The organism is uncultured Escherichia sp. (genome assembly GCF_948475835.1).
GTDB lineage: Bacteria > Pseudomonadota > Gammaproteobacteria > Enterobacterales > Enterobacteriaceae > ECMA0423.
This window is the reverse complement of sequence record NZ_CAOLGM010000003.1, coordinates 23,857-39,408: the sequence shown is the minus strand read 5'-3', so window position 1 is coordinate 39,408 and position 15,552 is coordinate 23,857. Positions and strand designations below refer to the sequence as shown.

10 protein-coding genes are annotated in these 15,552 nt (G+C 52.9%); 3 read left to right on the top strand and 7 right to left on the bottom strand.

Features of this window, described 5'->3' with window-relative positions:
* Positions 1-214: 214 nt before the first annotated feature.
* Complete coding sequence (gene gntT, locus QZF50_RS01215) at positions 215-1,531, top strand: gluconate transporter (RefSeq protein WP_001131758.1); 1,317 nt, start codon at positions 215-217, stop codon at positions 1,529-1,531.
* A gap of 44 nt (positions 1,532-1,575) precedes the next feature.
* Here gntT and malQ read toward each other — a convergent pair whose 3' ends face one another.
* Positions 1,576-3,660: a 4-alpha-glucanotransferase gene (gene malQ, locus QZF50_RS01210; protein ID WP_000444333.1), complete on the bottom strand. Its 2,085-nt coding sequence runs from the start codon at positions 3,658-3,660 to the stop codon at positions 1,576-1,578.
* Positions 3,661-3,669: 9 nt separating this feature from the next.
* Positions 3,670-6,063 (bottom strand): maltodextrin phosphorylase, encoded by a 2,394-nt coding sequence (gene malP / locus QZF50_RS01205; RefSeq protein WP_000081909.1) that lies wholly within the window; start codon positions 6,061-6,063, stop codon positions 3,670-3,672.
* Positions 6,064-6,674: 611 nt separating this feature from the next.
* On the opposite strand from malP, the gene malT reads away from it, so the two are divergent.
* Positions 6,675-9,380, top strand: a complete 2,706-nt coding sequence (malT, locus tag QZF50_RS01200) for an HTH-type transcriptional regulator MalT (RefSeq protein ID WP_061892550.1) — start codon at positions 6,675-6,677, stop codon at positions 9,378-9,380.
* Between the two features lie 42 nt (positions 9,381-9,422).
* Here malT and rtcA read toward each other — a convergent pair whose 3' ends face one another.
* Positions 9,423-10,439: an RNA 3'-terminal phosphate cyclase gene (gene rtcA / locus QZF50_RS01195; RefSeq protein ID WP_001297267.1), complete on the bottom strand. Its 1,017-nt coding sequence runs from the start codon at positions 10,437-10,439 to the stop codon at positions 9,423-9,425.
* Positions 10,440-10,442: 3 nt separating this feature from the next.
* Entirely contained in the window at positions 10,443-11,669 is a 1,227-nt protein-coding gene (rtcB, locus tag QZF50_RS01190; protein WP_001105504.1) for an RNA-splicing ligase RtcB, read from the bottom strand.
* Between the two features lie 188 nt (positions 11,670-11,857).
* Between rtcB and rtcR the strand changes: the two genes are divergently transcribed.
* On the top strand, positions 11,858-13,456 hold the full coding sequence (rtcR, locus tag QZF50_RS01185) for a DNA-binding transcriptional regulator RtcR (RefSeq protein ID WP_001232966.1): 1,599 nt from the start codon (positions 11,858-11,860) through the stop codon (positions 13,454-13,456).
* Here the strand turns inward: rtcR and QZF50_RS01180 are convergent.
* The 3 genes from QZF50_RS01180 to glpE are packed head-to-tail and all read right to left on the bottom strand — an operon-like array spanning position 13,438 to position 15,414.
* Complete coding sequence (locus tag QZF50_RS01180) at positions 13,438-14,196, bottom strand: DeoR/GlpR family transcriptional regulator (protein WP_000815099.1); 759 nt, start codon at positions 14,194-14,196, stop codon at positions 13,438-13,440. The genes rtcR and QZF50_RS01180 overlap by 19 nt on opposite strands.
* A gap of 16 nt (positions 14,197-14,212) precedes the next feature.
* A complete protein-coding gene (gene glpG / locus QZF50_RS01175) occupies positions 14,213-15,043 on the bottom strand; it encodes a rhomboid family intramembrane serine protease GlpG (protein ID WP_000928731.1) in 831 nt (276 codons plus the stop codon).
* Positions 15,044-15,087: 44 nt separating this feature from the next.
* Positions 15,088-15,414 (bottom strand): thiosulfate sulfurtransferase GlpE, encoded by a 327-nt coding sequence (gene glpE / locus QZF50_RS01170; protein ID WP_000371928.1) that lies wholly within the window; start codon positions 15,412-15,414, stop codon positions 15,088-15,090.
* Positions 15,415-15,552: the final 138 nt, after the last annotated feature.

Sequence of the window (15,552 nt, the reverse complement as noted above, 5' to 3'; positions counted from 1 at the left end):
TTTAAATTTACCCCGCTCTGGTGATTCTCAAACGCCAGATGTTACCCGTATCATTCACATGGGTACCAAACATACTCCTGACATCTGACTACAATAATTAGTTTTAGTGGGTATCAGTCGTGGTGCCGCAATATCTCTGTTCCCGATTGGGATAATTAGAGTTTGTCGTCAGAAAATTGACGTTACCCATAACAAATGAAAGGCCAGGTAAATCATGCCATTAGTCATTGTTGCTATCGGTGTAATCTTGTTGTTGCTCCTGATGATCCGCTTCAAAATGAACGGCTTCATCGCTCTCGTCCTCGTGGCGCTTGCTGTTGGATTAATGCAAGGAATGCCGCTGGATAAAGTTATTGGCTCCATCAAAGCCGGTGTCGGCGGGACGCTCGGTAGCCTTGCCCTGATCATGGGTTTTGGCGCAATGCTGGGCAAAATGCTGGCAGACTGCGGTGGCGCACAACGTATCGCCACCACGCTGATTGCCAAATTTGGTAAAAAACACATCCAGTGGGCGGTGGTACTGACCGGTTTTACCGTTGGTTTTGCCCTGTTCTATGAAGTGGGCTTTGTGCTGATGCTGCCGCTGGTGTTTACCATCGCGGCTTCTGCGAATATTCCACTGCTGTATGTTGGTGTACCAATGGCGGCTGCACTGTCTGTGACCCACGGCTTCCTGCCACCGCATCCGGGTCCGACTGCGATTGCCACCATTTTCAATGCCGATATGGGTAAAACCCTGCTGTACGGTACTATTCTGGCAATCCCGACCGTGATTCTCGCCGGTCCGGTTTACGCTCGCGTGTTGAAAGGTATCGATAAGCCAATTCCGGAAGGTCTCTACAGCGCGAAAACCTTCAGCGAAGAAGAGATGCCGAGCTTTGGCGTCAGCGTCTGGACCTCTCTGGTGCCGGTAGTACTGATGGCGATGCGTGCGATTGCCGAAATGATCCTGCCGAAAGGTCACGCTTTCCTGCCGGTAGCGGAGTTCCTCGGTGACCCGGTAATGGCAACGCTGATTGCCGTGCTGATTGCGATGTTCACCTTTGGTCTAAACCGTGGTCGTTCAATGGATCAGATTAACGACACGCTGGTTTCTTCCATCAAAATCATTGCGATGATGCTGTTGATCATCGGTGGTGGCGGTGCGTTCAAGCAGGTGCTGGTAGACAGCGGCGTGGACAAATACATTGCTTCCATGATGCACGAAACCAACATTTCTCCGCTGCTGATGGCCTGGTCGATTGCTGCCGTACTGCGTATCGCGCTGGGTTCCGCAACCGTTGCGGCAATCACTGCGGGTGGTATCGCGGCACCGCTGATTGCAACGACGGGTGTTAGCCCGGAGCTGATGGTTATTGCGGTGGGTTCCGGTAGTGTGATTTTCTCTCATGTGAACGATCCGGGCTTCTGGCTGTTCAAAGAGTACTTTAACCTGACTATCGGCGAGACCATCAAATCCTGGTCGATGCTGGAAACCATTATCTCGGTGTGCGGTCTGGTAGGCTGTCTGCTGCTGAATATGGTGATTTGATAACACTGACTGCCGGATGCATCGCATCCGGCATCAACCGCACTCTACTTCTTCTTCGCTGCAGCTCTGCGCCGTCTGTCCAAATCCTTCAGCAACTTGTTCACGCCATCATCGGCAAACATCGACTCAAGCGTTGCGGAAAGCTTGCGTCGCCAGTTTTTATACTGGTAACTGGTGCCAGGAATATTCACCGGTTCGGCCATATCCAGCCAGTCTTCCGGCTGTAGTCCTAACAGAGCACTGTTACTGTCGGCAATGTAGCGCTGCAAACCACGGTTCAGCGTCGGCGTCATCGACATCAACGATGCCTTATGCCCGGCACGTTTTGGCAGACAACCATATTTATGCAGTGCATCCAGCAGCCCTTGCTTCGCCAGTTCGCGATCCTGATACAGACCGCGCAGTACCACTTCATCCGGATACAGCCCCAGGGTTTTGCCCAACGTTAGATCCCCGCTCTCCCAGTAACCGCGCAGCGTAGGCAGGTCATGTGTCGCCGCAACCGCCATCGACTGCTCCGGATACGCTTTCGGTGCACGGAACGTCTTCTCGTGGTCGTTTTCGAAATAGAGCACTTTGTAGGAGTACACACCGCTGCTGCGCAGCTTACCGACAATCTCTACCGGTACGGTACCGAGATCTTCACCAATCACCATACAGCGATGACGTTTACTTTCGAGTGCCAGAATCGAGAGCAGATCATCCACCGGATAGTGAACATACGCGCCCTGATCTGCCGTCTCGCCATACGGTATCCACCACAAACGCAGCATCGACATCACATGGTCAATTCGTAATGCGCCGCAGTTTTGCATATTGGCACGCAACAGCTCGATAAACGGTTCATAGGCACGCGCGGTGATGATATGCGGGTCCATTGGCGGTAATCCCCAGTTCTGCCCCAACGGGCCGAGGATATCCGGCGGCGCGCCAACCGACGCTTTCAGGCAATATAGTTCACGGTCACACCAGGTTTCCGCCCCACCTTCCGCTACGCCAACCGCCAGATCACGATACAAGCCAATCGGCATTTCATAGCCCTGGCTTATCTCCCAGCAGGCGGCAAACTGGCTGTAAGCCAGCCACTGCAACCAGAGATAAAAATCGACGTCATTACGATGTTCTTCGCAGAACTGACGCACTTCTGGTGAATCCACGTTCTGATACATCTCTGGCCATGCAGGCCAGCCCCAGCGCATTTCGTCCTCTTTCACTTGCTGGGCATGTAGCGCATCAAAGGCTGCCTGCCAGAACAGGCTGTCGCCCTGCTCTGCAACAAACTGGCGAAACGCGGCCATCTGCTCATCATCACGTTGCGCGAAACCTTTCCACGCCATTCGTAATGCTGTCATTTTTAGGGCGGTAACCGTGGAGTAATCGACCCAGTCGGCATCGCGCGCCTGTTGCAGCGTCTGTTGCGTGGTCGGCAACTGCCACCAGGCCTGAGCCTCTTCGCTAAGATGGAAATCTTCAACGGCGTTAACGTCGATATAAATCACATTCAGCCAACGGCGAGAAGACGGGCTGTATGGGCTGGCACTCTCCGGATTTGCCGGATAGAGCGCATGAATCGGGTTCAGGCCGATGAACGACCCGCCACGTATTGCCACATCCACCAGCATCGCTTTGAGATCGCCAAAATCCCCAATACCCCAGTTTTTTTCCGATCGCAGCGTATAAAGCTGAACGCAGGCACCCCACAGCTTTTGTTTATTCAGCAACGCCTGCGGTTCGTAACAGCGTTTCGGGGCGACAATCACCCGGCAATGCGCGCGCTGGTCGTCCTGGGTGAGTGTCAGCGTGTGATAACCTTCCGGCAGCTTCGTCGGTAGATTGAACGCTTTGCCCCCCGTTACATGGCCTTTGTACTGTGTTCCTTCTTCGGTGGTCAGCAGCCAGCTATATTCGCCGCTGCCCTCCACCACCATCGGCATTTTTTTGCCGCTGGTATAAACCATGACATTCGGGACTGGCGTTACCGCCACTTTCGTGGCGGTACGTTGATGCATCGCGTCAAGCAAACGCCGTTTGGTTTCGGCGCTAATCGACTGCGGTTTACCGTGGGCATTGATGTAATTGGGGCTAATCCCCGCCGCCAGCGCGGCATTATCCAGACGTTTGCTTTCCATCGAGCTTCCTTAGCGTTTTGCCTGCCAGATACGAGCCTGATAATCGCGAATAGAGCGATCCGAGCTAAACATACCGCAGCGGGCGGTATTGAGGATCGCCGCGCGAGTCCAGGCCTCCTGGTCGCGGTACAGCACATCCACCTGCTTTTGTGCCTCAACATAGGCTGCGAAATCCGCCATCACCAGATACGGATCGCCGCCCTGTTTGCCGATACTGTGCAGCATCTGGTCGAAGGCATGCTTATCGCCGTCGCTGTATTTACCGCTTTCCAGCTCTTTCAATACTGCGTCCAGCACCTTATCTTTCTTCCGCCATTTCACCGGGTCGTAGCCTTTGGCCAGAATAGCCTTCACTTGTTCCACGGTATGACCAAAAATAAAGATATTTTCTTCACCGACTTTCTCGGCGATTTCAACGTTCGCACCATCCAGCGTACCGACAGTAAGCGCACCATTGAGCGCCAGTTTCATATTGCCGGTACCGGAAGCTTCTTTACCTGCAGTCGAAATTTGTTCGGAGATATCCGCCGCCGGGATCAGTTTTTCCGCCGCCGAAACGCAATAATCCGGCAGGAACACCACCTTCAACTTATCGCCAACCAGTGGATCGTTGTTGATCACGTCAGCCACTTTGTTGATCGCAAAGATAATATTCTTCGCCAGGTAGTAGCCCGGTGCCGCTTTCGCGCCGAAGAGGAAGACGCGCGGTACGCGATCAGCCTGCGGGTTTTCACGAATTTCTTTGTACAACGCCAGAATATGCAGCAGATTCAGGTGCTGGCGTTTGTACTCATGCAGACGTTTGATCTGAATATCGAAAATCGCCTGTGGATTGATCTCAATACCGGTACGAACTTTCACAAACTCCGCCAGACGGACTTTATTCGCCTGCTTGATCTCGCGATATTGCTGACGGAATTTCGCATCATCAGCGAATTTTTCCAGATTGATCAGCTGATCGAGATCGTTAGCCCACTCTTTTTGCAGTGATTTATCCAACAGAGCCGCCAGTGCAGGGTTGCACTGTTTGATCCAGCGACGTGGGGTAATACCGTTGGTGACGTTATGGAATTTGTTCGGCCATAGCTGGTGATATTCCGGGAACAGATCTTTCACCACCAGATCCGAGTGCAGCGCCGCAACACCGTTCACCGCGAAACCGCCAACCACACACAGGTTCGCCATATGCACTTGTTTATCGTGCACCACCGCCAGTTTGGCCCACACTTTTTCATCGCCCGGCCAGGTTTTCTCCACCAGCGTTTTAAAGCGAGTATTAATTTCGTTAATAATCTGCATATGGCGCGGCAGTAAGCCTTTCACCAGTTTCACATCCCAGCGTTCCAGCGCTTCTGGCATCAGGGTATGGTTGGTGTAAGCGAAAGTTTTGCTGGTAATGGCCCAGGCGTCATCCCAGCTCATCTGGTGCTCATCGATCAGCACGCGCAGCAGTTCTGGAATCGCGATAGTTGGGTGGGTATCGTTCAGCTGAATAACTTCGTAATCCGCCAGTTCGTGCAGTTTACGCCCCGCCAGATGATGGCGACGCAAAATATCCGCTACCGAACAGGCACACTGGAAGTACTGCTGCATCAAGCGCAGCTTTTTACCGGCAGTATGGTTGTCGTTTGGATAGAGAACTTTGGTCAGTTTTTCCGCATTGATGCCCTGCTGTTCGGCACGCAGAAAATCACCGTCGTTAAATTTAGTCAGATCAAACGGATGCGCGTGCGTCGCCTGCCACAGACGCAGCGGCTGCGCCACGCCATTACGATAGCCGACAACGGGGAGATCCCACGCTTGACCGGTAATGGTAAACTCCGGCTCCCAGCGTCCGTCTTTCGTCACTTTACCGCCAATCCCTACCTGCACATCCAGTGCTTCGTTGTGGCGGAACCACGGGTAGTTACTGCGGTGCCAGTCATCCGGCGCTTCAACCTGTTTGCCATCGACAAAAGACTGGCGGAACAAACCATATTGATAGTTCAGACCGTAACCCGTCGCAGACTGACCGACAGTTGCCATTGAGTCGAGGAAGCACGCCGCCAGACGTCCCAGACCACCGTTACCCAGCGCCGGGTCGATCTCTTCTTCCAGCAGGTCCGTCAGATTGATGTCATAAGCCTTCAACGAATCCTGTACATCCTGATACCAGCCGAGATTCAACAGGTTGTTGCCCGTCAGGCGACCAATCAAAAACTCCATTGAGATGTAGTTAACATGTCGCTGATTCGCCACCGGCTTGGCGAATGGCTGAGCACGCAGCATTTCGGCCAGTGCTTCACTCACTGCTAGCCACCACTGGCGAGGAGTCATTTCAGCCGCAGAATTTAAGCCATAACGCTGCCACTGACGTGAAAGCGCTTCCTGAAATTGCTTATCGTTAAAAATAGGTTGTGACATAGGAGTTCCACTTTTCTTAGATTTTCAACACAACGTTATCGCTAGTTTGCCAGGCTCGATGTTGACCTTCCTCATCCTGCGGGGGATTAGGCAGGGAGGAGTTGCGGGGATGAGCAAGGAAATGTGATCTCAACCACTTAAAGCTAGTGCAAACCACAGGATTAGCAGCAAATCAATGCAATACAGCGCAGAAAATCTGTATCTAAGTGCAAAAAATGGCCGTTGCGTATTTTCAAAAAGCGGAAGGTAACTCTATAAATTAAGTAAAGGAGTGAAACAGTTTCATAAGTAAAATATCCAGTGTGCTCCATCTCATTCTTAATAGATTTATTAAGATCATCTTTTTAGATGGCACTTTCATCAGGAATGAAGAAGAAACCCTTGCTTAAATGAATCTGATGAACATAAGGGAAACCAGTATTCACGCTGGATCAGCGTCGTTTTAGGTGAGTTGTTAATAAAGATTTGGAATTGTGACACAGTGCAAATTCAGACACATAAAAAAACGTCATCGCTTGCATTAGAAAGGTTTCTGGCCGACCTTATAACCATTAATTACGAAGCGCAAAAAAAATAATATTTCCTCATTTTCCACAGTGAAGTGATTAACTATGCTGATTCCGTCAAAACTAAGTCGTCCGGTTCGACTCGACCATACCGTGGTTCGTGAGCGCCTGCTGGCTAAACTTTCCGGCGCGAACAACTTCCGGCTGGCGCTGATCACGAGTCCTGCGGGCTACGGAAAGACCACCCTCATTTCCCAGTGGGCGGCAGGCAAAAACGATATCGGCTGGTACTCGCTGGATGAAGGTGATAACCAGCAAGAGCGTTTCGCCAGCTATCTCATTGCCGCCGTGCAGCAGGCAACCAACGGTCACTGTGCGATATGTGAGACGATGGCGCAAAAACGGCAATATGCCAGCCTGACGTCACTCTTCGCCCAGCTTTTCATTGAGCTGGCGGAATGGCATAGCCCACTTTATCTGGTCATCGATGACTATCATCTGATCACTAATCCAGTGATCCACGAGTCAATGCGCTTCTTTATTCGCCATCAACCAGAAAATCTCACCCTGGTGGTGTTGTCACGCAACCTTCCGCAACTGGGCATTGCCAATCTGCGTGTTCGTGATCAACTGCTGGAAATTGGCAGTCAGCAACTGGCATTTACCCATCAGGAAGCGAAGCAGTTTTTTGATTGCCGTCTGTCATCGCCGATTGAAGCCGCAGAAAGCAGTCGGATTTGCGATGACGTTTCCGGTTGGGCGACGGCACTACAGCTAATCGCCCTCTCCGCCCGGCAGAATACCCACTCAGCCCATAAGTCGGCACGCCGCCTGGCGGGAATCAATGCCAGCCATCTTTCGGATTATCTGGTCGATGAGGTTTTGGATAACGTCGATCTCGCAACGCGCCATTTTCTGTTGAAAAGCGCCATTTTGCGCTCAATGAACGATGCACTCATCACCCGTGTGACCGGCGAAGAAAACGGGCAAATGCGCCTCGAAGAGATTGAGCGTCAGGGGCTGTTTTTACAGCGGATGAATGATACCGGCGAGTGGTTCTGCTATCACCCGCTGTTTGGCAACTTCCTGCGCCAGCGCTGCCAGTGGGAACTGGCGGCGGAGCTGCCGGAAATCCACCGTGCCGCCGCAGAAAGCTGGATGGCCCAGGGATTTCCCAGCGAAGCGATTCATCATGCGCTGGCGGCAGGCGATGCGCTGATGCTGCGCGATATTCTGCTTAATCACGCCTGGAGTCTGTTCAACCATAGCGAACTGTCGCTGCTGGAAGAGTCGCTTAAGGCCCTGCCGTGGGACAGCTTGCTGGAAAATCCGCAGTTGGTGTTATTGCAGGCGTGGCTGATGCAAAGCCAACATCGCTACGGCGAAGTTAACACCCTGCTAGCCCGTGCTGAACATGAAATCAAGGACATCAGAGAAGACACCATGCACGCAGAATTTAACGCTCTGCGCGCCCAGGTGGCGATTAACGATGGTAATCCGGATGAAGCGGAACGGCTGGCAAAACTGGCACTGGAAGAGCTGCCGCCGGGCTGGTTCTATAGCCGCATTGTGGCAACCTCGGTGCTGGGTGAAGTGCTGCACTGCAAAGGCGAATTGACCCGCTCACTGGCGCTAATGCAGCAAACCGAACAGATGGCACGCCAGCACGATGTCTGGCACTACGCTTTGTGGAGTTTAATCCAGCAAAGTGAAATTCTGTTTGCCCAAGGGTTCCTGCAAACCGCGTGGGAAACGCAGGAAAAAGCATTCCAGCTGATCAACGAGCAGCATCTGGAACAGCTGCCAATGCATGAGTTTCTGGTGCGCATTCGTGCGCAGCTGTTATGGGCCTGGGCGCGGCTGGATGAAGCCGAAGCGTCGGCGCGTAGCGGGATTGAAGTCTTGTCGTCTTATCAGCCACAGCAACAGCTTCAGTGCCTGGCAATGTTGATTCAATGCTCGCTGGCCCGTGGTGATTTAGATAACGCCCGTAGCCAGCTGAACCGTCTGGAAAACCTGCTGGGGAATGGCAAATATCACAGCGACTGGATCTCTAACGCCAACAAAGTCCGGGTGATTTACTGGCAAATGACCGGCGATAAAGCCGCCGCTGCCAACTGGTTGCGTCATACGGCTAAACCAGAGTTTGCGAACAACCACTTCCTGCAAGGTCAATGGCGCAACATTGCCCGTGCACAAATCTTGCTGGGCGAGTTTGAACCGGCAGAAATTGTTCTCGAAGAACTCAATGAAAATGCCCGGAGTCTGCGGTTGATGAGCGATCTCAACCGTAACCTGTTGCTGCTTAATCAACTGTACTGGCAGGCCGGACGTAAAAGTGACGCCCAGCGCGTGTTGCTGGACGCATTAAAACTGGCGAATCGCACCGGATTTATCAGTCATTTTGTCATCGAAGGCGAAGCGATGGCGCAACAACTGCGCCAGCTGATTCAACTCAATACGCTGCCGGAACTGGAACAGCATCGCGCACAGCGTATTCTGCGAGAAATCAATCAACATCATCGGCATAAATTCGCCCATTTCGATGAGAATTTCGTTGAACGTCTGCTAAATCATCCGGAAGTGCCAGAACTGATCCGCACCAGCCCATTGACCCAACGTGAATGGCAGGTCCTGGGGCTGATTTACTCCGGTTACAGCAATGAACAAATTGCGGGCGAACTGGAAGTGGCGGCAACCACCATCAAGACGCATATCCGCAATCTGTACCAAAAACTCGGCGTCGCCCACCGTCAGGCTGCCGTGCAGCACGCGCAGAAACTGCTGAAGATGATGGGTTATGGGGTGTGAGTTTAGCCGGATAATGCATTGGATCCGGTTTACATCTTTACATCATTCAATACTCACCCGCGTTACGCCATCTGTTTCTATCAAACCAAACCGCACCGGCAAGAAACGCTCCACCACCGCGATATTGGTCAGCAGATGGCATGAAGGATGGGCGACCGTAAATTCTCCCGCGCCCGCCAGCGCCATCGGCAGTACCAGCTGGTCGGCGAGATATTCCCCCACTGCCGCCGGGCTTGCCAGGTAGCGTTTCACCTCTTTCACTAACTGCGCGGCTACCACCTCGGCACTGACGCGCTTTTCACCGACGACAAAAAAGCGTTCGGTGATATTTTCACTTTCGACTTCAAGCGAGACGGTATTACCCGGCCCCTGGTCACGCGGCAGGTTATGAATATTCTGCTCATGCAGGGAAAAACTACCCGCCAGCGTAGCGATTTCACGCTCAGCGACATGGCGCGGCACGCCAGCTAATAACACCTCTCCACGCATCTGCACAATGTTCCCGCGCTCGCCAAGTTGCAAGGTGTTAAACGATGCCACCGGCGAGACTTCCGTTGCCACCACGCCGCCTCCGGCAGGATAAAAACCGTGACGTAACAGCGTGGTTTGCTGATGAATTCCTATTTTCGCCAGCAGCGGCTCCAGCACCCGGCGGATAAAATCCGCAGGCGGGGCCGACGGGTTATCGGTGCCTCCGCTCACTTCAACACGCGAAGGTCCATCGGCAAACCACAGCGCGGGCAGCACCGTTTGCAGCACCAGCGTACAGCTTCCGGCACTACCGATAGCAAAGCGGTACTCGCCGCCGCGCACGGTGCCAGGCCGGAAGAGCAGACGCTGCGACCCCAGCTCCGCGCCTTCCACGGTTGCTCCGCAAATTTCCGTCGCCGCCTTTACCGCGGTCAGATGCTGGCGCAACAGCCCCGGTTTCGCCCGCCCGGCACGAATGCTAGTGATGGTAAATGGCTGGCCGGTTATCATCGACAGGCTCAGCGCCGAGCGCAGGATCTGCCCGCCACCTTCGCCCTGTGCGCCATCCAGCGCAATCATCCTTTTCATCATTTATCCTTTTACGCACACCACCTGACGCAGGGTATAGATAACTTCCACCAGATCGCTTTGTGCCGCCATCACCGCATCAATATCTTTATACGCCATCGGGATTTCGTCGATCACTTCGGCATCTTTACGGCATTCCACATGCGCGGTGGCACGAATTTGATCTTCCACGCTGAACAGTTTTTTCGCTTTAGTTCGGCTCATTACCCGCCCGGCACCGTGGCTGCACGAACAGAACGACTCTTCATTTCCCAGCCCACGGACGATAAAGCTTTTTGCTCCCATCGAACCGGGAATAATTCCATATTGACCAGCACGCGCAGACACCGCGCCTTTACGCGTCACGTAGATCTCTTCACCAAAGTGCTGTTCTTTTTGCACATAGTTGTGGTGACAGTTGATCTCTTCCATCGCCAGCGTTTGTGGCTGTCTGACCGTTTTCTGCGTAATGCTCTGCAATGCCGTTACCACGTTTTCCATCATCGCATCGCGGTTAAGGCTGGCAAAAAGCTGCGCCCAGGCCACGGCTTTCAGGTAATCATCAAAGTATTCCGTACCTTCCATAAAGTACGCCAGATCACGCGACGGCAACGTCTCAAGCGTTTCCTGCATCTCTTTTTGTGCCAGATCGATAAAGTAAGTCCCGATGGCGTTACCAATTCCGCGTGAACCGGAGTGCAGCATAATCCACACCTGGTCCGACTCATCAAGGCAGATTTCAATAAAGTGGTTACCGGTTCCCAGCGTTCCCAGGTGTTTATAGTTATTGGTATTCAGGAAACGGGGATATTTTTGCGTTAACCACTGATAACCGGCTTCAAGCTCAGCCCATTTAGCATCGACGTTAACAGGTGGATTTTCCCAGGCACCTTTATCACGTTTACAACGGCCAGTGGTACGCCCGTGCGGCACGGCCGTTTCAATCGCCTGACGCAGCTCTGCCAGGTTTTCAGGCAGGTCTTCCGCCGTTAACGCGGTACGCAGCGCGTTCATTCCACAGCCAATATCCACGCCCACCGCCGCCGGAATAATCGCCCCTTTGGTCGGGATCACGCTACCAATGGTGGAACCTTTACCCAGGTGTACATCAGGCATTACCGCAATATGTTTGAAAATAAACGGCATCTTCGCCGTATTAATAAGTTGCTGACGCGCATCGGCCTCTACCGGCACGCCTTTGGTCCACATTTTTACCGGGGCATTTTCAGTGGTCAGTAATTCGTAATTCATTTTGTTTTTCTCTTTTCGTTGTTTGCTGTCCTGATAATTGCAACCGTCGTGCCAGAAAATTAAATAAGCAGCTTAATTTTTTAATTCATTGTTTTAAAAAAGATTATATCTTTACGTCCGTAAACGGAGATTTTCCACAAAACCAATTCACCGATAATGAAATATCGTCTTTTATAAGGATATCTAAGATGCGTAAAACAGTGGCTTTTGGCTTTGTCGGTACCGTGCTGGATTATGCCGGACGCGGCAGTCAGCGCTGGTCGAAATGGCGTCCGACGCTTTGTTTATGCCAGCAAGAATCGTTAGTCATCGATCGGCTGGAATTGTTGCACGACACCCGCTCGCGCTCGCTATTCGAAACGCTTAAACGCGATATCGCCAGCGTTTCGCCAGAAACAGAAGTCGTGGGCGTTGAGATTGAACTGCATAACCCGTGGGATTTCGAAGAGGTTTACGCCTGCCTGCATGATTTCGCCCGTGGTTACGAGTTTCAGCCAGAAAAAGAAGACTATTTAATTCACATCACCACCGGCACCCACGTCGCGCAGATTTGCTGGTTTCTGCTGGCGGAAGCGCGTTACCTGCCCGCCCGGCTGATACAATCTTCACCTCCGCGCAAAAAAGAACAGCCGCGCGGCGCAGGTGAAGTGACGATTATCGATCTCGATTTAAGCCGTTATAACGCCATCGCCAGCCGCTTTGCCGAGGAACGCCAGCAAACGCTTGATTTTCTTAAGTCCGGCATTGCCACGCGTAACCCCCACTTCAACCGCATGATTGAGCAGATCGAAAAAGTGGCGATCAAATCCCGCGCGCCGATTCTGCTTAACGGTCCAACCGGCGCGGGCAAGTCATTTCTGGCGCGACGCATCTTCGAGTTAAAACAGGCGCGGCATCAGTTTAGCGGCGCGTTTGTGGAAGTGAACTGCGCCACCCTGCGCGGCGATACCGCCATGTCGACGCTGTTTGGTCATGTAAAAGGCGCGTTTACCGGGGCGCGGGAATCTCGTGAAGGTTTATTACGCAGCGCCAACGGCGGAATGTTGTTTCTTGATGAGATTGGCGAACTGGGCGCAGACGAACAGGCAATGCTGCTAAAAGCCATTGAAGAGAAAACCTTTTACCCGTTTGGCAGCGATCGCCAGGTGAGCAGTGATTTTCAGCTTATCGCCGGAACGGTGCGCGATTTGCGCCAGCTGGTTGCCGAAGGCAAATTTCGCGAAGATCTGTACGCGCGGATCAATCTCTGGACCTTCACCCTGCCGGGTCTACGCCAGCGCCAGGAAGATATTGAACCGAACCTTGATTATGAAGTGGAGCGCCACGCCACACTCACTGGCGACAGCGTGCGTTTTAACACCGAAGCGCGGCGCGCCTGGTTGGCTTTTGCGACCTCTCCCCAGGCAACATGGCGCGGTAACTTTCGCGAACTTTCTGCCAGCGTCACGCGGATGGCCACCTTTGCCACTAGCGGACGCATCACTCTGGACGTGGTTGAAGATGAGATAAACCGTCTGCGCTATAACTGGCAGGAGAGCCGCCCCTCCGCGCTTACGGCGTTGCTGGGCGCAGAGGCAGAAAACATCGACCTTTTTGACAGGCTGCAACTGGAACACGTGATAGCTCTCTGTCGCCAGGCAAAGTCGCTTTCCGCTGCCGGACGCCTGCTTTTTGATGTTTCGCGCCAGGGCAAAGCCAGCGTCAATGACGCGGATCGGCTACGCAAATACCTGGCGCGTTTTGGTCTGACGTGGGAAGCCGTGCAGGATCAGCACAGCTCCAGTTGAATATGATGGTCCGTCAGCACCTGCATTACGCTTACTGGCGGCGGGGCGTCGGTGTAGACGGCATCTACCATGCTGATGCTGCCCATATTGACCATCGCGTTACGGCCAAATTTCGAGTGATCGACAACCAGCATAACGTGGCGCGAGTTCTCAATAATGGCGCGCTTGGTGCGAACTTCGTGGTAATCGAACTCCAGCAGCGAGCCGTCGCTATCGATGCCGCTTATCCCCAGAATGCCGAAATCAAGGCGGAACTGGGAGATAAAATCGAGCGTCGCTTCGCCAATGATCCCGCCATCGCGGCTGCGTAATTCGCCACCGGCGAGAATAATGCGGAAATCTTCTTTTACCATCAACGTGTTAGCAACATTGAGATTGTTGGTGACAATACGCAAATTGCTGTGATTAAGCAGCGCGTGCGCCACCGCTTCCGGCGTGGTGCCGATATCGATAAACAGTGTCGAGCCGTTGGGGATTTGCTCCGCCACTTTGCGGGCAATCCTCTCTTTTTCTTCGGTCTGGGTGGCTTTGCGATCGTGCCACGGCGTGTTAACCGAACTGGAAGGCAGCGCCGCACCGCCATGGTGACGCAGGATCAGGTTTTGCTCCGCCAGCTCATTGAGGTCGCGGCGAATAGTCTGCGGGCTGACGGAGAAATGCTCTACCAGCTCTTCAGTACTGACATAACCCTGCTGTTTAACCAGTTCGATAATACCGTTGTGACGTTGTGTTTGTTTCATTTATAAATCCCTGGAATTATTTTCGTTTTCGCGCATTGAGCGAATCAACAAAAGCCATCGCTAAACCCACGGCTAACCCGGCGATGTGTGCTCCGTTCGCCATCGACATCCCAAACAAATCAAACCATCCGGCGACAATCCAGATCAGCGCAAAGATAATTAACCCACGTTGCAGGTAAATGCCACTTTGCGGATCGCGTTCACCACGTAGCCAGACGTAGCCCATCAGCGCATACACCACGCCAGAAAGCCCGCCAAACCACGGCCCGCTGAATTTTTGCTGCACATAGCCGCTTAACAGGGCGCTAATGAGAGTAATAACAATTAGCTTACCGCTACCGAGGCGTTTTTCCACCGCACCGCCGAGATACCACCACCAGAGCAGGTTAAAGAGGATATGCATCAGCGAGAAGTGCATTAACGCGTGGGTGAAGTAACGCCAGAACTCAAATTTCAGTGTTGGATCGAATGGCCAGGCCAGCCATAACATCACTTCCTGATCGCCGAGAATTTGCATGGCGATAAACACCACCACGCAGGCGATCATCACCACCCAGGTTACCGGACCTGCGCGTTCACGCAAGGCGGCAAAGAAAGGATAACGGCGATAATGCAGGCCACTGCCGGTATGGCCTGCCTGCCAGCTGGCCGCCAGATAACGCGGATCTGCCGGGTTTTCGAGAAAACGCGCCAGCTCCGCCCGTACGCGCTCGGCCTGGGACTCATCCGCCAGCCAGACATCGCTTTGGTTATGTTGTTGAATCGTGAGGATAACACCCTGCGTCGCCATGTAATCAACAAACGCCTGCGCCACGCGGGGGTTAGCAAAAGAGGTAATCATCAACATTGTTGCTGTCGCTTATTCCACACAAAAGGGGACAGTATAAAGCGTTACGCGCCGTACGCCACCTCTGCGGGAAACTGACGTTGCCAGGCTTCAAAGCCGCCGTCAATGCTATAGACCACATCGTAGCCCTGTTGCAGCAGATACTGCGCCGCGCCTTTGCTGCTATTGCCGTGATAACACATCACCATCACCGGAGTGTCAAAGTCGTTATCACGCATAAACGCGCCCAGCGTGTCGTTGGTTAAATGGAAAGCCTGCACCGCATGCCCCATAGCGAAACTCTGTGGATCGCGAATATCGACCAGCACCGCCTCTTTTTCCTGCAACTTCTGGTGCGCGTCGGCAACGTTAATACATTCGAACTGATCCATGCGTCTCTCTTTCTTTACAAACAAGTGGGCAAATTTACCGCACAGTTTACGTCGAAGCGGCAGATAAACGCCATAATGTTATACATATCACTCTAAAATGTTTTTTCAATGTTACCTAAAGCGCGATTCTTTGCTAAT

Bases quoted from the DNA above. Each gene is read 5' to 3' on its own strand.
- rtcR (WP_001232966.1), top strand. From the start codon at position 11,858: ATGCGTAAAACAGTGGCTTTTGGCTTTGTCGGTACCGTGCTGGATTAT.
- malQ (WP_000444333.1), bottom strand. From the start codon at position 3,660: ATGGAAAGCAAACGTCTGGATAATGCCGCGCTGGCGGCGGGGATTAGC.
- rtcA (WP_001297267.1), bottom strand. From the start codon at position 10,439: ATGAAAAGGATGATTGCGCTGGATGGCGCACAGGGCGAAGGTGGCGGG.
- glpE (WP_000371928.1), bottom strand. From the start codon at position 15,414: ATGGATCAGTTCGAATGTATTAACGTTGCCGACGCGCACCAGAAGTTG.
- malT (WP_061892550.1), top strand. From the start codon at position 6,675: ATGCTGATTCCGTCAAAACTAAGTCGTCCGGTTCGACTCGACCATACC.
- glpG (WP_000928731.1), bottom strand. From the start codon at position 15,043: ATGTTGATGATTACCTCTTTTGCTAACCCCCGCGTGGCGCAGGCGTTT.
- gntT (WP_001131758.1), top strand. From the start codon at position 215: ATGCCATTAGTCATTGTTGCTATCGGTGTAATCTTGTTGTTGCTCCTG.
- QZF50_RS01180 (WP_000815099.1), bottom strand. From the start codon at position 14,196: ATGAAACAAACACAACGTCACAACGGTATTATCGAACTGGTTAAACAG.
- malP (WP_000081909.1), bottom strand. From the start codon at position 6,063: ATGTCACAACCTATTTTTAACGATAAGCAATTTCAGGAAGCGCTTTCA.
- rtcB (WP_001105504.1), bottom strand. From the start codon at position 11,669: ATGAATTACGAATTACTGACCACTGAAAATGCCCCGGTAAAAATGTGG.